At 63.6% G+C, this 23,200-nt stretch carries 20 protein-coding genes and 8 pseudogenes; 16 read left to right on the plus strand and 12 right to left on the minus strand.

What is annotated here, in order from left to right; genetic code table 11:
- Window positions 1-10: 10 nt before the first annotated feature.
- Window positions 11-2,039, minus strand: a pseudogene (gene thrS / locus H9L15_RS20275) (threonine--tRNA ligase).
- A gap of 120 nt (window positions 2,040-2,159) precedes the next feature.
- Between thrS and H9L15_RS20280 the strand changes: the two are divergent.
- The 6 genes and pseudogenes from H9L15_RS20280 to H9L15_RS07105 form a co-directional block, all read left to right on the plus strand.
- Window positions 2,160-2,420, plus strand: a pseudogene (locus H9L15_RS20280) (DUF898 family protein); the annotation flags it as partial.
- Window positions 2,357-2,755 (plus strand): DUF898 family protein, encoded by a 399-nt coding sequence (locus H9L15_RS20285; protein WP_398286827.1) that lies wholly within the window; start codon window positions 2,357-2,359, stop codon window positions 2,753-2,755. The pseudogene H9L15_RS20280 and the gene H9L15_RS20285, both read left to right, overlap by 64 nt.
- On the plus strand, window positions 2,752-3,216 hold the full coding sequence (locus H9L15_RS07090) for a DUF898 domain-containing protein (RefSeq protein WP_223276582.1): 465 nt from the start codon (window positions 2,752-2,754) through the stop codon (window positions 3,214-3,216). The genes H9L15_RS20285 and H9L15_RS07090 overlap by 4 nt, the downstream gene beginning before the upstream one ends.
- Before the next feature lie 9 nt (window positions 3,217-3,225).
- Window positions 3,226-3,423, plus strand: coding sequence for a hypothetical protein (locus H9L15_RS07095; RefSeq protein ID WP_187715655.1), 198 nt, complete (start codon window positions 3,226-3,228; stop codon window positions 3,421-3,423).
- 85 nt (window positions 3,424-3,508) lie between these two features.
- Entirely contained in the window at window positions 3,509-3,895 is a 387-nt protein-coding gene (locus H9L15_RS07100; RefSeq protein ID WP_187715656.1) for a hypothetical protein, read from the plus strand.
- Window positions 3,796-4,281: a M48 family metallopeptidase gene (locus H9L15_RS07105; protein ID WP_187715827.1), complete on the plus strand. Its 486-nt coding sequence runs from the start codon at window positions 3,796-3,798 to the stop codon at window positions 4,279-4,281. Before H9L15_RS07100 ends, H9L15_RS07105 begins: the two co-directional genes overlap by 100 nt.
- Before the next feature lie 227 nt (window positions 4,282-4,508).
- Here the strand turns inward: H9L15_RS07105 and H9L15_RS07110 are convergent, their stop codons facing one another.
- The 5 genes and pseudogenes from H9L15_RS07110 to dinB all read right to left on the minus strand — a co-directional run bounded on the left by H9L15_RS07110 (window position 4,509) and on the right by dinB (window position 7,824).
- Window positions 4,509-5,159 (minus strand): GIN domain-containing protein, encoded by a 651-nt coding sequence (locus H9L15_RS07110; RefSeq protein ID WP_187715657.1) that lies wholly within the window; start codon window positions 5,157-5,159, stop codon window positions 4,509-4,511.
- A gap of 34 nt (window positions 5,160-5,193) precedes the next feature.
- Window positions 5,194-5,676, minus strand: a complete 483-nt coding sequence (locus H9L15_RS18715) for a GIN domain-containing protein (protein ID WP_187715828.1) — start codon at window positions 5,674-5,676, stop codon at window positions 5,194-5,196.
- Window positions 5,607-5,915: a GIN domain-containing protein gene (locus H9L15_RS18720; RefSeq protein ID WP_187715658.1), complete on the minus strand. Its 309-nt coding sequence runs from the start codon at window positions 5,913-5,915 to the stop codon at window positions 5,607-5,609. Before H9L15_RS18720 ends, H9L15_RS18715 begins: the two co-directional genes overlap by 70 nt.
- Before the next feature lie 125 nt (window positions 5,916-6,040).
- Window positions 6,041-6,579 (minus strand): annotated as a pseudogene (locus tag H9L15_RS07125) (CarD family transcriptional regulator).
- A 207-nt stretch (window positions 6,580-6,786) separates the two neighbouring features.
- A complete protein-coding gene (gene dinB, locus H9L15_RS07130) occupies window positions 6,787-7,824 on the minus strand; it encodes a DNA polymerase IV (RefSeq protein WP_187715829.1) in 1,038 nt (345 codons plus the stop codon).
- Between the two features lie 215 nt (window positions 7,825-8,039).
- Here dinB and sucC point away from each other — a divergent pair, with 215 nt between their 5' ends.
- From sucC to H9L15_RS07145, 3 genes and pseudogenes are all read left to right on the plus strand, one after another.
- Entirely contained in the window at window positions 8,040-9,245 is a 1,206-nt protein-coding gene (gene sucC, locus H9L15_RS07135) for an ADP-forming succinate--CoA ligase subunit beta (RefSeq protein WP_187715659.1), read from the plus strand.
- Between the two features lie 21 nt (window positions 9,246-9,266).
- On the plus strand, window positions 9,267-10,016 hold the full coding sequence (locus H9L15_RS07140; protein ID WP_187715660.1) for an electron transfer flavoprotein subunit beta/FixA family protein: 750 nt from the start codon (window positions 9,267-9,269) through the stop codon (window positions 10,014-10,016).
- A pseudogene (locus H9L15_RS07145) lies at window positions 10,013-10,939 on the plus strand (electron transfer flavoprotein subunit alpha/FixB family protein). Before H9L15_RS07140 ends, H9L15_RS07145 begins: the two are co-directional and overlap by 4 nt.
- Here the strand turns inward: H9L15_RS07145 and H9L15_RS07150 are convergent.
- The 3 genes and pseudogenes from H9L15_RS07150 to H9L15_RS07160 form a co-directional block, all read right to left on the minus strand.
- Complete coding sequence (locus H9L15_RS07150; protein WP_187715661.1) at window positions 10,905-11,939, minus strand: histone deacetylase family protein; 1,035 nt, start codon at window positions 11,937-11,939, stop codon at window positions 10,905-10,907. The pseudogene H9L15_RS07145 and the gene H9L15_RS07150 overlap by 35 nt on opposite strands.
- Window positions 11,936-13,149, minus strand: a pseudogene (nhaA, locus tag H9L15_RS07155) (Na+/H+ antiporter NhaA). Before nhaA ends, H9L15_RS07150 begins: the two are co-directional and overlap by 4 nt.
- A gap of 38 nt (window positions 13,150-13,187) precedes the next feature.
- Window positions 13,188-13,735: pseudogene (locus tag H9L15_RS07160) on the minus strand (J domain-containing protein).
- A gap of 59 nt (window positions 13,736-13,794) precedes the next feature.
- On the opposite strand from H9L15_RS07160, the gene H9L15_RS07165 reads away from it, so the two are divergent.
- On the plus strand, window positions 13,795-14,082 hold the full coding sequence (locus H9L15_RS07165) for a BolA family protein (RefSeq protein ID WP_187715662.1): 288 nt from the start codon (window positions 13,795-13,797) through the stop codon (window positions 14,080-14,082).
- Window positions 14,083-14,088: 6 nt separating this feature from the next.
- On the opposite strand, the gene H9L15_RS17265 is transcribed toward H9L15_RS07165, so the two are convergent.
- Genes H9L15_RS17265 through H9L15_RS17275 form a run of 3 tightly spaced genes read right to left on the minus strand, consistent with a single transcriptional unit; the run spans window position 14,089 to window position 17,299 of the window.
- Entirely contained in the window at window positions 14,089-15,267 is a 1,179-nt protein-coding gene (locus H9L15_RS17265) for an autotransporter outer membrane beta-barrel domain-containing protein (RefSeq protein ID WP_223276584.1), read from the minus strand.
- A 17-nt stretch (window positions 15,268-15,284) separates the two neighbouring features.
- Window positions 15,285-15,611, minus strand: a complete 327-nt coding sequence (locus tag H9L15_RS17270) for a hypothetical protein (protein WP_223276585.1) — start codon at window positions 15,609-15,611, stop codon at window positions 15,285-15,287.
- Between the two features lie 26 nt (window positions 15,612-15,637).
- Entirely contained in the window at window positions 15,638-17,299 is a 1,662-nt protein-coding gene (locus H9L15_RS17275; RefSeq protein ID WP_223276586.1) for a beta strand repeat-containing protein, read from the minus strand.
- A 267-nt stretch (window positions 17,300-17,566) separates the two neighbouring features.
- Between H9L15_RS17275 and H9L15_RS07175 the strand changes: the two genes are divergently transcribed.
- From H9L15_RS07175 to H9L15_RS07195, 6 genes and pseudogenes are all read left to right on the plus strand, one after another.
- Window positions 17,567-18,475: a pirin family protein gene (locus H9L15_RS07175; protein ID WP_187715663.1), complete on the plus strand. Its 909-nt coding sequence runs from the start codon at window positions 17,567-17,569 to the stop codon at window positions 18,473-18,475.
- A 32-nt stretch (window positions 18,476-18,507) separates the two neighbouring features.
- Window positions 18,508-18,794, plus strand: a pseudogene (locus H9L15_RS19485) (alpha/beta fold hydrolase); the annotation flags it as partial.
- 81 nt (window positions 18,795-18,875) lie between these two features.
- A complete protein-coding gene (locus H9L15_RS19490; RefSeq protein ID WP_317617616.1) occupies window positions 18,876-19,109 on the plus strand; it encodes a hypothetical protein in 234 nt (77 codons plus the stop codon).
- Between the two features lie 267 nt (window positions 19,110-19,376).
- Window positions 19,377-19,841: a transcription antitermination factor NusB gene (gene nusB, locus H9L15_RS07185; RefSeq protein ID WP_187715664.1), complete on the plus strand. Its 465-nt coding sequence runs from the start codon at window positions 19,377-19,379 to the stop codon at window positions 19,839-19,841.
- Between the two features lie 6 nt (window positions 19,842-19,847).
- The gene (gene thiL, locus H9L15_RS07190; RefSeq protein ID WP_187715665.1) at window positions 19,848-20,810 is read left to right on the plus strand and encodes a thiamine-phosphate kinase; all 963 of its coding nucleotides are present in this window, start codon (window positions 19,848-19,850) and stop codon (window positions 20,808-20,810) included.
- Window positions 20,811-20,969: 159 nt separating this feature from the next.
- A pseudogene (locus H9L15_RS07195) lies at window positions 20,970-23,137 on the plus strand (sodium-translocating pyrophosphatase).
- Window positions 23,138-23,200: the final 63 nt, after the last annotated feature.

Here is a 23,200-nt window from a genome sequence, read left to right on the forward strand (position 1 = left end):
GTCAGGCGGCTCAACGCTTCAGATCGGGCGGAATCGCTTCTTCGGCGATCATCGCGATCGCCTCGTCGACAGACATGACAAGCTGCCTTTCCTCGGATCCTAGACGGCGAATGGCGACCGTTCCCTCCTCGGCCTCGCGCTTTCCGACGACTAACAGCAGCGGAACCTTCTTCAGCGAATGCTCGCGCACCTTGTAGTTGATCTTCTCGTTGCGAAGGTCGGTCTCGATCCGGATCCCAGCCGCTTCAAGCCGGGACGCCACCTGCTTCGCGTAATCGTCGGCGTCCGACACGATAGTTGTGACGACCGCCTGCACCGGCGCCAGCCAGAGCGGGAACTTGCCGGCATAATGCTCGATCAGGATTCCGATGAACCGCTCGTACGATCCGAAGATCGCCCGGTGCAGCATGATCGGACGATGCTTGGCACCATCCTCGGCAATGTAGGTCGCGTCGAGCCGCTCGGGCAGCACGCGATCCGACTGGATTGTCCCGACCTGCCAGGTCCGCCCAATAGCATCGGTCAGGTGCCACTCGAGCTTGGGAGCGTAGAACGCGCCTTCTCCGGGCAGCTCTTCCAGCCGAATTCTTCGGTTGCCATGCCGGCCGCGACAACGGCGTCTCGAAGCTCGGCTTCGGCCTTGTCCCAGTCCTCGTCGCTTCCGAACCTCTTGTCTGGGCGTAGCGCCAGCTTCACGCCATAGCCTGAGAAGCCGAGGTCCTTGTAGACGCGGTCCGCAAGCTCGCAGAACGCGCGAACTTCCTCGACGATCTGGTCCTCGCGGCAGAAGATGTGCGCATCGTCCTGGGTGAATTGCCGGACGCGCATCAGCCCATGGAGCGCGCCGTGCGGCTCGTTCCGGTGGCAGCTGCCATTCTCATAGAAGCGGATCGGCAGCTCGCGGTAGCTGGTGATGCCCTGCTTGAAGACCAGAACGTGGCCCGGGCAGTTCATCGGCTTCAACGCCATCAGGTCGGCTTCGCCTGACAGGATCGGAGCCTCGTCCTCCTGTCCGTCCTCCGGCGCGTGCGGGATTTCGTCCGGCACGACGAACATGTTCTCGCGATACTTGCCCCAGTGACCGGAGCGCTCCCACTGCCTCGCGTCCATCAACTGCGGAGTCTTGATTTCCTGGTAGCCCGCCTCGTCGATGCGACGGCGCATATAGGCTTCCAGCGCGCGCCAGATGACGAAACCGTTCGGATGCCAGAACACGCTGCCGTGCGCCTCCGCCTGCAGATGGAACAGGTCCATCTCCTGGCCGATCTTGCGATGGTCGCGCTTAGCCGCTTCCTCCAGCCGGACCAGATAGGCATCGAGCTGCTTCTTGTTGAGCCACGCCGTTCCGTAGATGCGGCTGAGCATCGGGTTCTTGGGGTCGCCGCGCCAGTACGCGCCCGACACGCGGGTCAGCTTGAACGCGTTGGGATCGAGCTTGCCGGTCGACGCGAGGTGCGGCCCGCGGCAAAGGTCGATCCAGTCGGCCGGCCATGTCCGGTCTTGTACATGGTGATCGGCTCGCCCTCGGGAAGCTCCATCACCCATTCGGCCTTGAACGTCTCACCATGGTCGATGAAGAACTGGCGCACACGTTCGCGGTCCCAGACTTCCCGGACGAGCGGCTTGTCGGCGGCAATCACGCGCCGCATTTCCTCCTCGATCGCGGGCAGATCCTCGTCGGTGAACGGCCCGCGCCCCGGCGCTGGAGCAAAGTCGTAATAGAAGCCGTCGTCGGTCGCCGGGCCGAAGGTAATCTGCGTGCCCGGGAAGATGTTCTGCACCGCTTCCGCAAGCACGTGCGCGAAGTCGTGCCGCACCAGCTCCAGTGCGTCCTTTTCATCCCGCGAAGTGATCAGCGCGAGGTTCGAATCTCCCTCGAACGGGCGCATGATGTCGCGCACTTCGCCATCGATCTTGGCGGCAAGCGCGGCCTTGGCCAGCCCCGGTCCGATCGCGGCAGCAACGTCCGCGGGCGTCGAACCCTCGGGCATCTCCCGCACCGAACCGTCGGGAAGCGCGATCTTGAACATCTTGGTCATGCGCCGTGCATGTAGCGATGCTGCGCTGCACCCTCAACCGCAGGCCAAAGTGCAACTTGCCAACCGGCGAAACTTGTTTCAGCTTGCCTGCGCTCGGGGGACAAACGGGGGTTTAGTTCCATGGACGCGCCGGCTTCTGCGGCGGCCGATAACGGCCGTGCGATTGAGTTTACTGGAACTCTTCGGGAGTTCATTCCGATCGCGGCGTCCAACGCCGCACTCACTATCGTCACTCTGTTCGTTTACCGATCCTGGGCGAAGGCTCGCGAGCGACGCTACCTTTGGAGCAGGACTCGTTTCATCGACGATCAGCTTCAATGGACCGGCTCCGGGTTGGAGATGTTCATCGGCTTCGTGATCATTGCCCTGCTGCTTGGCCTCGTTGGACTGCTTTTTGCGCTCGGCCTGCCGGCGATCGCCGTCCGTGTTGGGCCAGGCTGGATGTTCGCGGCCGTCCTCGCTCTATATATAGGGGTTTCTTTCTCTTTGGGCTCGCCCGGTTCCGGGCCATTCGGTACCGATTGTCGCGGACATGGTGGCGTGGAATTCGCGGAGGAAGCAACGACGGCGGGTGGAACTACGCCCGAAAGGCGATCGGATATTATCTCGTCACCTTTCTACTGGGCGGAATTTTCTACCCTTGGGCACAGGCCAAATTATGGAACGAGCGCTGGCGTAAGATGTCGTTCGGCCCTACGACTTTCACTCCGATATGACTCCGGAAGACACGAAGGGACCATTCTTCATCTTCTGGGCGGTGATCGTGATCGGAAGCCTGATAAGCGGCTTCGCTGCGATAGCGACCGCGAGGGAAGGCACGCCTGGCGGCTCCCCGATTATTACCCTGTTGTTCTATTGCGCGGTGGGAGTGGCGTACGTCAACTTCCTTACGCACTATTACAAGGCCGCGGTCGAATGGATGAGCATTGGTGACATCACGTTCCAGTTCGACGCCGACTTCAAGGACTGGATGGGGTTCTACTTGCGGACGATCGGTCTCACAATCGTCACGATCGGCTTCGCCATTTTCGTCTACAATTTTCGCAAATGGCAGTTCATCACCAGCCATTTGAACGCGTTCGGTACGGTTGACGTGGACCAGTTGATCCAGTCGCAGACCGTCGCGCCGAGAGAAGCCGAGGGATTCCTCGACGCTCTCGATATCGGCGCCTTTTAGGTCCGGGGCGTGTCGCAGCAGGCGTCCCTGTTCGACGGGACGAGTGCTCGATCCTATGCGGTGACCGTGGCGGCGGGTGACGGCGTTCTCAAGCTAAGCCGCGATAGCGGATGGGACGACGAGGTCCGCTTCGGCTTATCGGCAAGCTCAGCGAGGATCCGCAGCGCATCCGGCTTGGCCGGAATGACGCGCCCGGCTGGTCCCTGATCCTCGACAAACCGGTCGAAGACGACCTCCTTGCCCTTATCCCAAGGGCGATGGCTACGGAAGATGGATCGATCGGATAGGGCTGATGCCGGCGATCGCCGTTTGCGCCGTTGTGACCGCGGTCGTTGTCGGCATCGGATACGTCGCCCCGCACTGGGTCGCTCCGTACGTTCCGATGAGCTGGGAGCGAAAGCTCGGCAATGCAATGGTTGGGGATTTCGGATCCAGCAAATGCGACGATCCGGCAGGTCAGGCAGCGCTCGAAAAGCTTGCGGAAACGCTGGAGCCGGGCGCTACTGAGGGGCCTGATCGGGTCAGGATTGTTGCGCTCGACTTTCCGATCTTCAATGCGGTGGCCTTGCCGGGGGAAACATCGCCGTCTTCAAGGGTGCGCTTGATGATGTCGATGATCCTGATGCGCTCGCCGGCATCGTTGCCCACGAAATCGCTCACGTCCGCCGACGGCACGTGACGGAAGCGCTAATCCGCCAACTCGGCATCGAAGCCCTGATCAGCATGTTCGCTGGAACCACTGTCTCCAATGCCGAGCAACTGCTTTCGCTCAGCTATAGTCGTGCTCACGAGACGGAAGCGGACAGCGACGCCATTGCAATGCTCGGCAGAGCAAGCATTTCACCAGGGCCAACCGGCAATCTATTCCTGAAGCTCGCTAAGGAGCAGGGCGAGGAACCGGGCCTCACTGGCGAATTCCTTGACAGTCACCCGTTGAGCCGAACTCGGGCCAAGCGCTTCATCGATTCCGTGCGAAAAGAGACAACCTATCGTCACGTGCTGTCTGAGGAAGACTTCAACGTTCTGAGGAGGATGTGCGATCCGAAGGACGGCATTTCAAAGTGAAGGCACGGCCGTTACGAGACGGCCGCGCCTAAGTTTCCAGTCGAAATTCTGCGCTGTTCCTAGAACAGGACGATCAAAAGGATGATCAACAGAATGAGACCGCCGATACCGATATACATCGCTTCGCTCCCATGTTCTTGGCTTGGGAGGGGTAACGAATTGCAGGCGAGTGAAGTTCCGGATCGGTTGAAGTCAGCAGCCTGAAATCACCGCCGAGCCCTGTGTCGTTACGGTGCATGCGGCGCCTCCCGACAAGTCGACGGTCGACACCCCGCGCGCGTCAATCTTGACGCTATTGCTGACGTTGACGCGGACCTGGGCGGGCCTTCGGCGCCCACCGTCGCGTCCTTCACGGCGAGGCCGGAAGCGTCGAGCGATGAAGTTCCGCGGACGATGGCCGTCAGCTTCGGAGCCGTCCCGGCGAGCGAGACTGTGCCGACCCCGCTGATCCCGACCTTGAGCTGGTCGACGTTCGCGTTGGCGATGGCGGCCGATCCCGACCCTGGATGGAAATGTCGAGGCTGAGGCCCTTGACCTTGTCGACCGAGAGCGCGCCCGGCCGTTGACCCAGATCGCCGCGAGGTCCTGCGTCCCAACGCTGATCTCGACTGGACCTGTCCCCTTCCCGGGATAGCCGCCCACGACGAAGGATTGCCGCGCACGACCAGGGTCTGCCCCTGTTGGTCGATGGACACGGCGTCGATCGCCGCTGCTGAACCGCTGACCGTCGCGAACGGCGACACGCCGGTAGTGAGCCGTACCTTGTACGGCCCGTCGATCCGGATCTTGTTGAAGCTGGTGACGCTGAGCGTCCGGTCCGCGGCCAGCGCCGGCTGGGCGATGGCTGCAGCGCAGATGGCGAGAATGGCGGTCTTCATGCCGCCACTCTCGCCCGACATGGTTAAGATGTCACTATGAGCAGCGAGCGTTTCCGGAACCCGCCTTGGAAATGGTGCACTTGGCGCCGCCAGTCAGGTCGACGTCGCCCGATCCCATGATGCTAACCGATGCGGTGCCGGTGGCTTGCGCCTGCACGCCGCCGGAGCCGGCGACGGAAACCGAAGCAGTTTCCGCGGCAACGCCTTTGGCGTCGATCCCGCCCGACCCGGCGATTCCGTAATCGGCACTTTTTGCGCGGCCGCCGCTGGCCCGTGCATTTCCCGACCCGGCAATGTCGAGCTTCAGGGTGCCAACCTCAACCTGGCCGACTTGCAAATTGCCCGAGCCCGCAATCGCGCCCGAGAAGCTGTCGCCGGCGACCTTGTCGATGTCGATGTTCCCCGATCCGGCAAGCTCTGCGGCGCGAAGGCTTGGGACCGTTACCGTCAGCGCAATCTTGCCATGATGCGATCCCCAGCCCAGCTCATCTTCTGCTTGGGGCGGACGACGAGTGATCCGTTCTCGACGGTGATTTCGAGATTGTCGATGGCCTTCTGGTCGCCGCGCGCGTGTACGCTCGGCGCGCTGCCGGTCGTCACGCTAGTGTCGTACGAACCGGCCAACTCGATCCTGTCGAAGTTTCCGACCTGGTAATCGCGGTCGATGACCGGACCGCCGTCGGCGCTTCTCGCCGCGCTGCATCCGGCCGCTACCAGCGCCGAAGCCAAGACACCAAGAGCAATCGCGCGTCGCATCTGATCCTCCCATTTTTGCCGTGTTAGCGACCTAATACACCAATGCACGCCGATAGAGCAAGTCCAAAAGAAAAGGGCGCGCCCGGAAGGACGCGCCCTTGTTCTTTCAGCGGAAGCGAAACGCTTTAGGCGTTCGCGACTTCCTTCGGCTTGTGGTGGATCACCGCAGCTTTGTTGAGGATGTCGAGGATCTTCGCCAGCGCAGCCTTTTCATCGGTCTGCTCCATGGCGCCGAGCTCACGCGCGAGGCGCGAGGAGGCGGCCTCGAAGATCTGACGCTCGGAATAGCTCTGCTCCGGAGCATCGTCCGGGCGGAACAGGTCGCGGGTCACTTCCGCGATCGAGGTCAGGTCGCCGGAGTTGATCTTCGCTTCGTACTCCTGGGCGCGGCGCGACCACATGGTGCGCTTCACCTTGGGCTTGCCCTTCAGGGTTTCGAGCGCGTCCTTCATGGTCTTGTCGGACGACAGCTTGCGCATACCGACCGAGTCCGCCTTGAGGACGGGAACGCGGAGGGTCATCTTTTCCTTTTCGAAACGCAAAACGTACAGATCCAGCCGGGTGCCGGCGATCTCGGTGCTTTGCAGTTCGACAACGCGGCCAACACCATGCTTGGGTACACCACATAATCGCCAACATCGAAGCTGAGCGCTTTCGCTGCCATTGCTATCCTTTCCGTTGCGACACTGTGAGCCGACACGTCTCTCTCGTATCGTCCCCCATAACGACCCGTCGCGGTCGCGGCTCCGTGCCTGATTTCGGTCCTGCAAAAATGGCCTCCGCCGGTCGCGGGGCCTCTGTTACAATTTTATATCACAACTTATCTGGAAAAACCACCCCAACGCCTTTTGTTAACCCAATCTATCCCCAGCTAAATCGCCAATCCGAGCTGCCTAGGCGGTTCGACTTCTCCCTCGACAAGATTGTGTAGGCCAAGACCCAGTAACCGGATGCCTTTGGGCACGGGAAACAGGGCTGCCAGCAGGACCTGGCCGGCTTCAGTAAAGCTCGACAGTTCCTCGATCGGCGCTGGGAAGCTTTTCGAGCGAGTGATGTTGGTGAAGTCGCCGAATTTGACCTTGAGGGTCACCGTCCGGCCCGTGACATCGGCGCGCTCGACCCGCGCCCAGGCGTAACCGGCGATGCGCTCAAGCTCACTTGCGAGCCTATCGGGATCGGTCAAATCCTCGTCGAACGTTCGCTCCGCGCTGACCGACTTGTAGGGGCGGTCGGAGCAGACTTCGCGATCGTCGATCCCTCGGCTGATCCGCCAGTACCAGTGTCCCGAGCTGCCGAACCGCAGCTCCAGTTCGGCTAGGCTACGCTCCTGCAAGTCGGCGCCGGTCATGATGCCCATGCCTTCGAGCTTGCGTGCAGTCACCGGGCCGATGCCGTGGAACCGGGAGACGGGAAGCGCGGCTATATAGGCCTGTGCGCGTTCCGGCGTGATTACGCACAGGCCGTCTGGCTTGTTCTGGTCGGATGCGAGCTTGGCGACGAACTTGCAGTAGGACACGCCGGCCGAAGCCGTCAGCCCGGTCTCCTCGCGAATGCGCCGGCGAATTTCCTCAGCCGTCGCCCGGGCGGTGCCGAGACCTAGCCGGTCCGCGGTCACGTCGAGATAAGCTTCGTCGAGGCTCAGCGGTTCGATCAGGTCGGTGTAATCGGCGAAGATCGCGCGGATCTGGTGCGACACCTCGCGATAGACGTCGAAGCGGGGCTTCACGAAAATGAGGTCGGCGCACCGGCGTTTCGCCGTGACCGATGGCATGGCAGACCGAATGCCGAACTTGCGCGCCTCGTAGCTCGCCGCCGCCACGACGCCGCGATGCCCGCCGCCGACCGCCACCGGCTTGCCCCTCAGCTCCGGATTATCGCGCTGCTCGACCGACGCGTAGAAGGCGTCCATGTCGATATGGATGATCTTGCGGACGGGCTTGTCGGACTCGGACACGGCCGGAAACTTCTGTCTTACAGGCGCGACCTGAGTCTAGCGTGTCTTCACGTGCAAAGTACGGAACGACGAAAGCCAGAAACGACCGCCGTTACTGCGAACATTGGGAACATTCGGGCGAAAGGCCGACTTTGCATCGGCAGGCCCAATCTGCTTAAGGGCGGCGCGAAATGAACATCCACGAGTATCAAGCCAAAGAGCTGCTTGCGAAGTTCGGCGTGCCGGTTCCCGCCGGCTACGCCGCCATGTCCGTTGATGAAGCGGTCGATGCCGCGAAGAAGCTGCCGGGACCGCTCTGGGTCGTGAAGGCTCAGATCCACGCCGGCGGCCGCGGCAAGGGTAAGTTCAGCGAGCTCGGGCCCGATGCCAAGGGCGGCGTTCGCCTCGCCAAGTCGGTCGAGGAAGTCCGCGCCAATGCCGAGGAAATGCTCGGCAAGACGCTCGTCACCATCCAGACCGGCGCGCAAGGCAAGCAGGTCCAGCGCCTCTACATCACCGACGGCGTCGACATTGCGAAGGAATTCTACCTCGCTCTGTTGGTCGATCGTGAAACCGGCCGCATTGCCATCGTCGCCTCGACCGAAGGCGGCATGGACATCGAGAAGGTCGCTCACGACACGCCCGAGAAGATCGAGACGCTGACGGTCGATCCGGCGACCGGCCTGATGCCGCACCACGGCCGCGCCGTTGCTGCCGCGCTCGGGCTCAGCGGCGATCTCGCCAAGCAGGCGGGCAAGCTTCTTCCGCAGCTCTACAATGCGTTTATCGGCACCGACGCATCGCAGATTGAGATCAACCCGCTCGCCGTTACCGAGGACGGCAAGCTGTTGGTGCTCGATGCCAAGGTCGGCTTCGACAACAATGCCGAATTCCGCCACCCGGACATCCAGGAACTGCGCGACCTCACCGAAGAGGACCCGATGGAGATCGAGGCGTCGAAGTACGACCTCGCCTACATCAAGCTCGACGGGAACATCGGCTGCATGGTCAACGGCGCGGGCCTCGCCATGGCGACGATGGACATCATCAAGCTGAACGGCGCGTTCCCGGCAAACTTCCTCGACGTCGGCGGCGGCGCTTCGAAGGAAAAGGTCACCGCGGCCTTCAAGATCATCCTCAGCGATCCGGCCGTAAAGGGCATTCTCGTCAACATCTTCGGCGGGATCATGCGCTGCGACATCATCGCCGAAGGCATTGTTGAGGCGGCCCGCGAGGTCGACCTGAAGGTGCCGTTGGTCGTTCGTCTCGAGGGCACGAACGTCCAGCAGGGCAAGGACATCTTGGCGATGAGCGGGCTTCCGATCATCGCTGCCAACGACCTTGGCGATGCGGCGAGGAAGATCGTCGCCGAGGTCAACCAGGCGGTTCCCGCCTGAGCATTCTGGGAGAGTGAAGCGATGAAGGTGCTGGTCGCCGTAAAGCGGGTGATCGACTACAACGTGAAGCCGCGCGTCAAGATGGACGGCACGGGCGTCGATCTCACCAACGTCAAGATGAGCATGAACCCTTTCGACGAGATTGCCGTCGAAGAGGCGATCCGCCTCAAGGAAAAGGGCGTCGCGACAGAAATCGTCGCGGTGTCGATCGGTCCGGCCAAGGCGCAGGAAACGCTCCGTACCGCGCTGGCGATGGGCGCCGACCGGGCCATCCTCGTCCAGACCGACGAAGAGGTCGAGCCGCTCGGCGTCGCCAAGATCATTGCCAAGATTGCCGGCGAAGAGCAGCCGGAGCTGGTCATCCTCGGCAAGCAGGCGATCGACGACGACAATAACGCCACGGGCCAGATGCTGGCCGCGCTGCTTGGCTGGCCGCAGGGCACGTTCGCTTCGAAGCTCGATCCGTCGGGCGGCGAGGTCAGCGTCACACGCGAGGTCGACGGCGGTCTCGAAACCGACAAGCTGAAGCTTCCGGCGGTGATCACCACCGACCTTCGCCTCAACGAGCCGCGTTACGCCTCGCTGCCGAACATCATGAAGGCCAAGTCGAAGCCGCTGGCGACGAAGACGCCCGAAGAAATCGGCGTCGACATTGCGCGCCGCCTCGAAACGCTGAAGGTCGCCGAGCCGGCCAAGCGCCAGGCCGGCGACAAGGTCGGCTCGGTGGACGAGCTGATCGGCAAACTCAAGACGTTGGGAGTGGTGGCATGAAGACGCTCGTTTACGTCGAGCACGAGGGCGGCCAGATCAAGGATGCCACGCTCGCAGCCGTCACCGCCGCTTCGAAGCTCGGCGAAGTCCATGCGCTCGTCGCCGGCAGCAATGTCGGTGCCGTAGCAGAAGCAGCGACCAGGATCGCCGGCGTCGGCAAGGTGCATGTCGCCGACGGCGCACATTTAGACCACGGCCTCGCCGAGAACGTGGCGCCCGTCGTCGCAAAGCTCATGGAGACGCATGACGCGTTCGTTACTCCGGCTACGACCACGGGCAAGAACCTCGCCCCGCGCGTCGCCGCTTTGCTCGACGTGATGCAGATTTCCGAAGTGCTTTCGGTCGAGGACGAGAACACCTTCACCCGCCCGATCTACGCCGGCAATGCGATTGCGACCGTGCGGTCGAAGGACGCCAAGAAAGTGCTGACCGTGCGCGGCACCGCTTTCGAGAAGGCTGCTCGCGAAGGCGGCAGCGGCTCGGTCGAGAATGTCGACGCTGGCAGCGATTCCGGCTCCAGCAGCTTCGTCGGCGTCGAAGAGTCGAAGAGCGATCGGCCGGAACTGACCAGCGCCAAGATTATCGTCTCCGGTGGCCGTGCATTCGGTTCGTCGGAGCAGTTCCACGCTCTCCTCGATCCCCTCGCTGACAAGCTCGGCGCAGGAGTCGGCGCCAGCCGCGCGGCGGTCGACGCGGGCTATGCCCGAACGACTATCAGGTCGGCCAGACCGGCAAGATCGTCGCTCCCGAGGTCTACATCGCGATCGGCATCTCCGGCGCGATCCAGCACCTCGCGGCATGAAGGATTCGAAGGTCATCGTCGCCATCAACAAGGACGAGGAAGCCCAATCTTCCAGGTCGCGGACATCGGTCTCGTCGGCGACCTCTTCAAGATCGTCCCGGAACTGACCGAGAAGCTCTAGAATCCGCTGAGGAACCCCCGACGTTGTCGCCGAGCGCATCGACCGCGTAGCCGCCCTCCATCACAATGACGGTGGGCAGTCCGAGCGAAGCGATGCGTTGCGCCATCGGCGCATAGTCACTGGTCTTAAGCTTGAAATGACTGATCGGATCCTCCTCGTAGGTGTCGGCGCCATAGGAGACGACGAGCAGCCCAGGGTCGTGGCTCGCTATGCGTTCAAGCGCGGCGGCGAGCGCGGGCTGGTACCCACTCCATCCGGTTCCTCGCGGTAGCGGGAGGTTGAGGTTGGCGCCTTCGCCAAGACCCGATCCGGTCTCATCGGCGTGACCCCAGTAGTACGGATAGTCCATCACCGGATCGGCGTGGATCGAGACGTAAAGCACGTCGGATCGCTCGTAGAAAATGTCCTGCGAGCCATTGCCGTGGTGATAGTCGACATCGAGGATCGCCACGCGTGCCTCACCGGCCGCGATCGCATGCTCGGCGGCGATGGCGGCGTTGCTGAGGTAGGAATAGCCGCCAAGGTAATCGCGGCCGCAATGGTGACCCGGCGGGCGGCAAAAGGCGAAGGCCGAACGCTCGCCGCCGAGCACTGCCTCGGTTGCGGCAAGTGCGGTTTGCGCCGCCCAATAGGACGCCTCCCAGGTTCCCGGGCCGATCGGTGTCGACGTGTCGAAACTGTACCGCCCGAGCAGGGCATCGATGCGGCTGAGTTGAAGCGGCCGCCGCCGGACGACCGGGAAGGTGTAAGGAAAGGCGTCGCCTTCGCGGCCTGCCTGCAGCCACTGGTCATGGGCCGACTTCAGGAAGTCGACATAGTCGACGGAATGGACCCGCAGGATCGGATCGAGACCGAAATCCGCTGGCGCGCGGGTTGAACCGATGGGTCCCAGAATTGCGGTCACCCGTCCTTCGTGTTCCGCGGCCGGATAGACGGCGCCGTTGAAGAACTCCCCTGTCGGGACATGCGCGCGTTGCCGATCGTCCCAGATGCATCTCATTGTTCGTCCTCCGGCTGGTCGCCGCCGAAGATCTCCCGGGCTTCGGAGGACTCCGCTTCGTCGGCCGCCTGATGGGCGGTGAAATGCAGCACGGCGTAGCCGAGCAGGGCCGACAAGAGCGATCCGGTCAGCGTTCCGATCTTCGCTGCCTCGACCTCCGCAGGCGACGACGGGAAGGCGAGGGCGCCGATAAAAAGGCTCATCGTGAAGCCGATGCCGCAGAGTACCGAGGCCCGTAGAGCTCGGACCAGCGGGCATGATCCGGCTTCGAGGCGGCGCCCGCCTTGATCGTGATCCAGATCGCGCCGAACACACCAATCTGCTTGCCGAGGAACAGGCCTGCGGCGATTCCGATCAGAACCGGGTTAGCAAGGTCGACGCCGCGCAGGGCTACACCCGCGCTGGCCAGTCCGAACAGCGGCATGATCCCGAACATCACCCATGGATGCAGCCCATGCTCGAGGCGCTTGAGCGGCGATCGCTTTTCGCCTCTGCCAAGCGGTATTGTAAGAGCCGCGAGCACGCCTGCGACCGTCGCGTGAATTCCCGACGCAAGCATGAAATACCACAGCAGCGCGAAGCCGATCAGGTAGGGCCAGAGCCTGCGCACGCCGAACAGGTTCATGGCGGCCATGCCTGCGAGGATAACCGCCTCGGTGCCGATTGCGATCGCGCTCAGGTCAGCGGTGTAGACGAGGGCGATGATGATCACGGCGCCAATGTCGTCGACGACGGCGATGGTGACGAGCAACAGCTTGACCGCTGGATTGGCCCGGGCGCCCAGCAAGGCAAGGGCGCCAACGGCAAAGGCGATGTCGGTTGCGGACGGGATCGCCCACCCGCGCATCAGCGCCGGCTCGAAGCCGGTGACCAAGAGGTAGATGAGAGCCGGAACCGCCATGCCCGCTGCCGCGGCAACAAAGGGGAGACGCCTTTGCGCAGCGGTAGCCAGGCGGCCATCGTACCACTCGCGCTTCACCTCCAGCCCGACGAGCAGGAAGAAAATCGCCATTAGCCCGTCTGATATCCAATGGTGCACCGACATCACGCCGACGTGCGGCATCGGCGGCCCGACCTTCGCATCGAGGACGGCATGATACGCATGGCTTGCGCCGGAATTGGCGAGGACCAGCGCCACCGCCGCCGCCGCGATCAGCAGCAGGCCGGCGAATTTTTCCTGTCTCTGGAGGGCACTCGGGTCTTCGGCCATCGCCGCTTAATGGGCGAGCGGCCGAGCCTTGGAAAGAGTCAGGCGAAGGCTACGGACTTGCGTAGAAGCTGGTAAGCCTCAATCACCTCGCCGAGCCGCGCTTCGTGGCTTCGGTCGCCGCCATTGCGATCCGGATGGAAGCGGCGGACCAGCCTCGAATAGCGGCTTCGAACCGACTTCAGATCGGCGTCCTCGCCAAGGCCGAGCACGGACAGGGCCCGCTGCTCGCCTTTCGTGAAACGTGACGCCGCTTGGGGCTGCGACCGGCGGAATCGCCCCGAAATGGCGTCGAGAGGGTCCGCGAAATCGCTCCACGACGGCGCCGGATCGGAACCGGCATGCGCGAAGGCCCTCGTCGCGCGTTCCCATCCCGCATACGGCGTCTGCGCCTCGGCGATCTCCTCGGCGCTCATCCCGTCGAAGTAATTGTACTTGGCGTTGTGCATGCGCACGTGCTCGAGGCACAGGAACCGCCAGGTCCCGGACCGTCGAAATTGGCCGCTTGCAGCGGAGCCTTGAATTCGCCTGGCTGGTCGCATCCGGGAACCGCGCAACGGTCCCTCGCGCCTTCGACCCGGCCATGCATTCTGGGATGATTGGACGCCACTCACTTCCTCGTTCGATCAGCCGTCATATATAGGAGCGATGGACACGACCGCTACCGGACCCGTCGCAACTGAAATGCTGGCGCGGCTCAATTCGGCGCTTTCGCCGACTTTCATCCAGCTCACCGACTACAGCGAGAAGCATCGCGGGCACGGCGGCTACAATGCCGCGGGCGAAAGCCACTTCTCGCTTGAGATCGAAAGCGCCGCCTTCGCCGGCAAGTCACGGGTCGATCGGCAGCGGCTGGTCTACAAGGCGCTTGGCGACCTGATGCGGGAACGGGTGCACGCGCTCCAGATCAGAGCGCGCGCACCCGGTGAGGCTTGACGAAGGCTAGAAGCTGAACTGAAGCCCGAGCCGGCCGCCAAGCGAGACCTTGTCCTGCTGGTCCTCGGCGTTGAGTTCGCCGGTGACCGCCAGTCCGTCGCCGCCGCCCGTCAGCCTGAAGCCGGCCAGCCAGCCGCTGGTCCGATCTTCCGGAGTCAGCGTAAACGGCGTGCCATTGGCAAAGTGAGCGGTGGTCGCGCCGAGCTTGCCGCTCAGGATCTGGCGATGCCCGCCTTCCAGCTCGACACGGAGGAAGCCGTCGCCGGCTTCACGCGCCCGGACGATCTCATAGCCCAGCGCCACGGTTCCGCTGGCCGCGGTCTCGTCGCTCTTTCGGCTGTCCACGATCAGGTCGAACGCGGTTCCGCCGCCGGTCTCGGTGTAGCCCTTCTCGCTCAGCGAAAAATGCTCGATCGTTGCGGTTGGGCGGATCGAGAAATTGCCGAACCGGGCGTCGTAGGAGACGCCGGCTGCGACCGAGTAGAGGGTGCCCTTCCACTCGCCCTGCGCTTCACGTGTGACGGTCTGGCCATTTACCACACCGCTGAAGAACCGCGTCCCGTCGAAGTCCAGCCTGCCGAGCGTGCCGCGCGCATAGGCTCGGATCGGGCCCCAGGTGCCGCGCCAGTAGACGCCGCCTTCGTACTGGCTGCTGACCAGCTCGTCATTGGCAACGTCGCGCTTGTCCCTCCCGGCAAGGTAAGCGAGCGATCCTCCGACGTTCCCGAATGACCCAAGGCTCGTCTCGACTCCGCCCGATGCGCCCCAGCCGCTGACATCGTAGGACGACGTGGCGCCGATCGACTTGCTGCTGCCCCAGGCAACCTGCTGCAGCCAAAAGCCGAGTGCGCCGCGCTGAATGACAGGCGCTTCGGGGTCGGTGAAGATCTTGTTGGTCAGGCGCGAGCCCTTGGTCGCGGTCTCGAATGCACCGCCGCTGTGATCGGGCAACATCTGTTGAAGCGACGTCCGAAGCTCGGTGCTGTTGCTCGCTCCGAGGAAGACGCCGGCGACGCCCTGATCAGAGTCCGCTGCGCCAAGGACGGCGTTGAGCACCGAACCTTCCGACGCATTGAGGCCGAGCTCGCTCGCAGTCTTCTGGCGGATGGTCACTGACACTTCGTTGGGCGTCGTCGTGACCAGGCTGCTGTCGAAGAGGAACGGGATCGAGTTGACCGAAGTCACCAGATTGCCCGCGCCGGTCAGCGTGCCTGCCTGGATAACCTTGTATGTCCCCGCGACGCCGCCGAGCGACAGAAGCTTGACGTCGAGGGACGTGCCCGCGCCGAAGTTTGCTGCTCCCGTGATGTTGTAGAGGGTCGATTGGTGGTGGAGGAATCGATCGTCACCCCGATCCCTGAGCCTGCACCGGTCGTCAGCGATGCCAGACCGACGGTCCCGAGGTTCGTCGCCTGCAGCTTGGTGCCCGCGCCGAGATTTACCGCGAGACCAGCGCTTCCGCTGAGCTGACCGGTGAAGATCGACGTGCCGGTGAGGGTCAGAGTATCGGCACCGCCACCGAAATTCACGTTGCCGTTGAAGGCCGACGTTCCGCTCAGCTGGAGCGTGTCGGAGCCTGCGCCAAAATCGACCGCCCGTTCATGACCGCATCGCCCGACAGCAGCAGCTGATTATTGCCGGCGCCGAACTTCGCTGTGCCGTTGACCTTGCCGTCCGCGATATCGAAGACGTCGTTCCCATTTCCGAACAGCATGGTGCCGTCGATCGTCGGCGCGGACGCGGTGGCCGCGACGGCGAGCTGACGGACCGTCACGCCGGAACCATTCGCTCGAAGATCGAAGGCGATTGCCTTGTCGCCGAGCGTCGCCGCATTGCCGACGCTGATCGCGCCGCTGTTTTCGATCAGCGAGACGGTGCCTGCATTATCGATGATCGCGGTTGCCGTTCCGTCCGATCCGCCACGGCCGGCAAGGATCGCGCCGCTGTTTTTGATCGTGCTGACGTTGGCGCCGGCATCGATCGCGATCGCCGTTGCACCGGTGGATGCGGTGCCGCCGCCAGCCGCCGCGACCGATCCGGAAACCTCAATCACCGGCACCGTCGCTCCGGATCCGATGCGAATGCCGGTGGCATTGGCGTTGGTCGCGCTGGCACCGACCGATCCGGAGATGGTCATTCCGCCTGTGACGTTCACCGACTGGCCAAGTCCGCCGATCACGATGCCGTTGCCGGCGACGCCGCTGTAGAGGCCGTTTGCAGTCACGGAGCCCTTCATGACGAACCCGCGCCCGCCCGAATTCGCGACGGCGCCGATGGTCGTGGCCTGGGTCGACGATCCGACGACGACCGCCGGCGCCGCTCCGAGCGAAATGATCGTCGCGGTGGTTTCTTGCGCGTCGGGAACGCCGTCGGCGTCCTCGTCATCGTTGTTGGGGATGTTGTCGGCGGGCTTCTTGTCGAAGAGGATTCCACCCGCGACGTTGCCGCCAATGACGAGGGCCGACCCGCCCTGAAGCAGGTCGTCGGCATCGAGCTTCGACGTGTCGTTCGGAACGGTGGTGTAGCGGTAACCCGTGGTCTGGATCGTGTTCTGAATGACCAGCGCGCCGCCGATATTGCCGTTCAGCGCGACGCCGACGCTGTTGCCGCCCTGGACCGTGATCGTACCCTTCGAAAGGGTGACGTTGCCGCTGACGTTCCCAGCCTTGATGCCATAGCTGTCGTTGCCGAGGATGGTGATCGAGCCGCTGCTGACCAGGTTGCCTGTCAACGGGCCGTCGAGAGCGATGCCGGCCGACTGATTGCCTTCGATGGTGATCGATCCGCTATTGGTGATGTTGCCGGTGAAGGCGCCAAGCGCATGGATGCCGAAGCGGCCGGACCCTTGTGCGAACAGTCCGTCGATGTCGCCGTCATTGTCGGTGTCGGTCGCAGTGTACGTTTCGTCGATGGTGATCGAGCCGCTGTTGGTGATTTCACCAGTCACGCTCGGGTTGGCGACGATACCTGCGCTATTGTTGGCGCCAGTGATCTGGATCGTGCCTTCGTTGCGCACGTAATTGTTGCTGTTGAGTGTGACTCCGATGCCGCTGGTTGGCTTGACCGAACCGGTTGACGAGATGCGGATGTCGCCGGAAGCGCTGGTCGACTGCGGCGTCGTGACTGCAGTGGAGATGACCGTTTCAGCGTTGGCCGGGACTGCCGCCGTTGCGGCTGCGATTGCCCCCAGACCTGTAGTTGCAAGAAGAAGACGCATGCGGAAATTGCCCTTTTTTCTTGCCGCGGCGCACGAACCCCGGCGTGTCTTTCGAACGTGAGTCAGCGATCCGGGAAACGGGGTTTCCCGGCACGAGCCAAACGGAATGAAAGGGCCAAGCGGCGGCCGCCGCCTGTCGCCCCCAAGCAGCGTGGGTCTAAGCCGTGGCCGCCTGAAGGCCACATGAACAATCGTTAAGGGTATGAAATGACTTGCAAAGTTGCGCGGGACTTCTCCGCGACGGCTTGGAAGCGTAGGGCGGGAGGCATGGACGACACGCTCGATTCAGCCATTGCGGCGACGATTGCCCCGGTCACCCACGACCTGGGCGGATTCAAGGTCCACCGGACGCTTCCGAGCAAGCAGCGGACGATGGTCGGGCCCTTTATCTTCTTCGACCAGATGGGCCCCGCACGGCTCGGCGTCGGGGACGGCATCGACGTTCGTCCACACCCGCACATCAACCTGGCAACGGTGACCTATCTCTTCGCCGGCGCGATCGATCACCGCGACAGCCTCGGCACGTTTCAGCGGATCGAGCCGGGCGCCGTGAACCTGATGACAGCCGGACGCGGAATCTCGCATTCCGAGCGGTCGCCGGCCGAGGAGCGGGCCGCCGGACCTTCGCTCGACGGGATCCAGACCTGGCTGGCGCTCCCGCAGGCGAAGGAAGAAGTGGACCCGGGTTTCGAACATACCGCCGCAGGGGCGCTGCCGGTCGCGGAGGGCGATGGCGTCCGCCTGCAGCTGATCATGGGCGAGGGCTTCGGCCTTGCGTCTCCGGTGACCCAGCATTCGCCGACGATTTACGCCGCGATCACTATGTCCCCGGGCGCGGCGCTGATGATCGATCACCCGGCGGACGAGCGCGGACTGTACCTGATCGAAGGCGACGCGACGATCGACGGAGAGCCGCTTTCGCAACGGTATATGACCCTGCTGCGACCAGGCATTCTTCCGCTGCTGACGTCGCAAGGCGGCGCGCGGCTGATGCTGTGCGGTGGCGCGCCGATGGACGGTGAGCGCCACGTCTGGTGGAACTTCGTTTCCTCGCGTCGCGACCGGATCAACGAAGCCAAGCGGGCCTGGCGAGCAGGCGAGTTCGCGCTTCCGCCCGACGACCACGACGAGTTCATTCCGTTGCCCGAGGTGCCGCTGACGGTCAGCTATCCGTGACGGAGATTCGGCGGGTCGGCCTGTCCACGGGCGTGACGCTCAACGTCGCTTTCGCGGGTCCGGAGGACGCGCCGGCGGTCATTCTGCTTCACGGCTTCCCGGAATCGCACCGGACCTGGCGCGAGGTCGCGCCACGGCTGGAAGACACATTCCGGCTGATCATGCCGGACCAACGCGGGTTCGCCGGGTCCGACCGGCCAATGGACGCAAGCGATTATGCGACCGACAAGCTGGTCGACGACATCTTCGCCCTTGCCGAGACGGTGGGCTGGAGAGCTTTGCGCTCGTCGGTCACGACTGGGGTGGGGCAATCTCCTGGCCCGCGGCTCTGCGCAACGACCCGCGGCTGACCAAGCTCGCGATCGTCAACGCGCCACATCCCCTGATCTTCCAGAAGAGCGTGATCGAGGATGCCGGTCAGCGCGCCGCGTCCCAATACATCACCTGGTTCCGCACGCCCGGCGCGGAGAAGGCGATCGAAGCGATGGGCAACGAGGCGTTCTTCGAGAAGAGCTTCGCCAAGCACGCCGACCTTGGCCTGATTTCGGAGGAAGAGAAGCGGCGGTACATTGCGGATTGGTCGCAGCCGGGCGGCATGTTGCCGATGCTGAACTGGTACCGGGCAGCAAGCTGATCATCCCGCCGACGGACGCTACGATGCCGGTGCCGGATTTCCTGCTCCGCGCGTTTCCGAAGATTCACGTTCCGACCTTGGTCATTTGGGGGATGAAAGACTCGGCTTTGCTTCCGCTGCAGCTCGAGGGGCTCGATGACCTCGTCGACGACCTGCGGGTCGTGAAGCTCCCGAGACCGGCCATTTCGCGCCGTGGGAAGCAAGCGAGCAGGTGGCGGCCGCGCTTCGGGACTTTCTCGCCTGAGCCAGCACCGCTAAGCGCAAGAAATGAATACGACCGCTCGATCCCGTTCGCGCTCCGCTGCGCGCCTTGCCGCCGTGCAGGCCCTGTACCAGCAGGAGATGGAGGGTACCCCAATCGCGCGGCTGCTGCGCGAATTCCACGATCATCGCCTTGGTGCCACCATCGAGGACGCGGAATATTTCGAGGCGGAGCAGAGCTTCTTCGACGATGTCGTCAGCGGTGCCGATGCACGGCGCGAGGAAATCGACCAGGTCATCGCCGGCAAGCTGGCTGAGGGCTGGAGCCTTGAGCGGCTCGACCGTCCGATGCGAGCGATCCTGCGAGCCGGAACCTATGAGTTGCTGGCGAGGAGCGACGTGCCGGTCGGCTCGGTCATCTCCGAGTACGTTGATGTCGCCCATGCCTTTTACGACAAGCGCGAGAGCGGCTTCGTTAACGGGCTGCTGGATGCGGTGGCCAAGCAGGCACGGCCCGCTCGCGCGGAGTAAGCGCAAGTGCGTGAAGCCCAGGCGATCCAGCGGCTGCGGCGGATTGCAACCAGTCCCGCCGCGCTTGGCCTGAAGGACGACACGGCAGTCCTCGACGGCCTCGTCCTGACCCATGACAGCATTGCCGAGGGCGTTCATTTCCTGTCGACGGACACGGCGGCAAGCGTGGGTTGGAAGCTGGTCGCGGTGAACCTGTCCGACCTCGCCGGGAAGGGCGCCACTCCCGCTGGCGCGCTTCTGTCGTTGGCCCTGTCGGGAGACGATGCGTGGGACATGAGCTTCCTCGACGGTGTCGAGGCCGCTTGCGAAAGCTACGGCCTGCCTTTGCTCGGCGGCGACACGATCGCGCTCCCGCCGGGTGCGCCGAGGGTGTTCGGACTCACTGCAATTGGCCGCGCGGGTGAGCGGGTCCCGTTGCGGTCGGGAGGCAAGGCAGGCGATGTCTTGTGGGCGATCGGAACATTGGGAGATTCGGCGGCGGGCCTCGAATTGCTGCGCCTCGATCCGGCTTCGACCGGGCCGTTGGTGGACGTCTATCGTCGCCCCGTTCCATTGATCGCGCTTGGCCAGGCCTTGGCGCCGTTAGCCAACGCGATGATGGACGTTTCCGATGGCCTGCTGCTCGACGCGATGAGGATGGCTGAGGCAAGCGGACTCAGTGCGGAAATCGATATCGATGCGATCCCGCTGTCCAGGGCGTTCATCGCGGAACGGAGCGGCGACCTCACCGCACGCCTGTTCGCAGCGACCGGCGGTGACGACTACGCGCTCCTCGCGGCGATCCCGGCGGACATCGATCCCTTAAGACTTTCTTTACCTTCAGGAACGACGATTGCGCGCATCGGGTGCCTCGTCGCTGAAGGGCCGCGTCTTGCGCTTTCCAGCGGCGAATCCCCGGTCCCTTTGCCGGAGCATTTAGGCCATGAACATCGCAGCAATTCCTCTGCGCCAATGGCTGATCGCAGCTAGCGGTTTGCTGTCCGGCGCCTTCACCGCACTGCTGCTTCACTAGCATCCAGACCGAACGCGGTTGCCAGCCGCGGATTCGCTCCATAAACACCTGCCCCGTTCGCCGCCTGTGTCCTGCAGGGGGTTCGGCATAGCCGCGAAAACGGGGAAGAATTTTCGATGAACCTCATTCTTATCGCGATCGGGTGCGGCTTCATCGCCGTGCTTTACGGTCTCTTCACGAGCCGCCAGGTGCTTGGTGCGCCGGCCGGCAACCAGCGCATGATCGAAGTCGCTGGCGCCATTCAGGAAGGCGCTTCGGCCTACCTTCGCCGTCAGTATACGACGATCGGTATCGTCGGCGTCGTTGTCGCCGTGCTCGTGGGCGTGTTCCTTGGACTGACCCAGGCCGCCGGCTTCGTTCTTGGCGCCGTCCTGTCGGGCGCCGCCGGGTTCATCGGCATGAACATTTCCGTCCGGGCCAACGTGCGTACAGCTGAAGCGGCGCGAAGCAGCCTGCAGGGCGGTTTGACGATCGCGTTCCGCTCCGGCGCCATCACCGGCATGCTTGTTGCCGGGCTCGCTCTGCTTGCGATTTCAGCCTTCTTTTACGTTCTCGTTGACGTTCAGCACATCGCTCCCAACGACCGTCACGTGACCGACGCGCTTGTTGCGCTCGCGTTCGGCGCTTCGCTGATCTCGATCTTCGCGCGTCTCGGCGGCGGCATCTTCACCAAGGCCGCAGACGTCGGAGCCGACCTGGTCGGCAAGGTGGAAGCAGGAATTCCCGAGGACGATCCTCGCAACCCCGCCGTGATCGCCGACAACGTCGGTGACAACGTCGGCGACTGCGCCGGCATGGCCGCCGACTTGTTCGAAACCTACGTCGTCACTGTCGGTGCAACGATGGTTCTCATCGCGCTTCTGATCCAGGGCGCGGGTGACCGCATCGGCAGCCTGATGACGCTCCCGCTTCTGATTGGCGGCGTGTGCATCATCACGTCGATCATCGGCACTTACTTCGTTCGTCTCGGCAAGAGCGGCTCGATCATGGGCGCGCTGTACAAGGGCTTCTGGATCACGGCGATCCTGTCGGTCCCGGCGATCTACTTCGTCACGCAGTTGGTGCTCGGCGACCTCAACGCTCCTGTCGGGGGCGAACCCGCCGGGCTCGATATCGGCGCACAGGCAGGCGTTGGTGAATTCAGCGGCGCTTTCACCGGTTGGGACCTGTTCTACTCGATGCTCGTCGGCCTCGCGGTCACGGGCCTGCTCGTGTGGATCACCGAATATTACACCGGCACGAGCTATCGGCCGGTGAAGAGCATCGCCAAGTCGTCCCAGACCGGCCACGGCACCAACGTCATCCAGGGCCTGGCCATCAGCCTTGAATCGACTGCGCTGCCGACGCTTGTCATCTGCATCGGCATCATCGTTTCGTACCAGCTCGCAGGCCTGATCGGCATCGCCTTTGCGGCGACCGCCATGCTTGCCCTGGCCGGCATGGTCGTTGCGCTGGACGCGTACGGACCAGTCACAGACAACGCCGGCGGAATTGCGGAAATGTCGGGCCTCGAGGACGACGTACGCAACCGCACCGATGCCCTCGACGCGGTCGGCAACACGACCAAGGCCGTGACCAAGGGTTATGCGATCGGTTCGGCGGGCCTCGGCGCGCTGGTGCTGTTCGCGGCATACACGACCGATCTCCGCACATTCGCGGGCGACCTCGGCGTGGCGTACGAGAACATCAACTTCACGCTCGCCAATCCGTACGTGATCGTCGGCCTGCTCCTTGGAGCGCTGCTGCCGTACCTGTTCGGCGCGATGGGCATGACGGCCGTCGGACGTGCAGGCGGCGCGGTGGTTGAGGAAGTCCGTGAGCAGTTCCGCGACAATCCGGGCATCATGAAGGGCGAGTCCCGTCCGAACTACGCGCGGACCGTGGACCTCGTGACCCGTGCGGCGATCAAGGAAATGATCATTCCGTCGCTGCTCCCGGTGTTCGCACCGATCGTGGTCTTCTTCCTGATCCGCGCCGTTGCGGGTCCGGAGAACGGCTATGCGGCGCTTGGCGCACTGCTGATTGGCGTGATCGTCTCCGGCCTGTTTGTCGCCATCTCGATGACCTCGGGCGGCGGCGCATGGGACAACGCCAAGAAGTACATCGAGGACGGAAACTACGGCGGCAAGGGCTCTGAAGCCCACAAGGCCGCCGTGACCGGCGACACCGTTGGCGATCCCTACAAGGACACCGCCGGCCCGCCGTGAACCCGATGATCAAGATCACCAACATCGTCGCTCTGCTTCTGCTTGCGGCGCTTGCTGGACATGGCGCTATCGGCTGATCCCGACGGCATCGAAAGATTGGCCCGCCGGCACTGCCGCGGCGGGGCTTTTCTTTTTATTGA

It is taken from the genome of Sphingomonas daechungensis (genome assembly GCF_014489495.1).
In the GTDB taxonomy this organism is placed as follows: domain Bacteria; phylum Pseudomonadota; class Alphaproteobacteria; order Sphingomonadales; family Sphingomonadaceae; genus Sphingomicrobium; species Sphingomicrobium daechungense.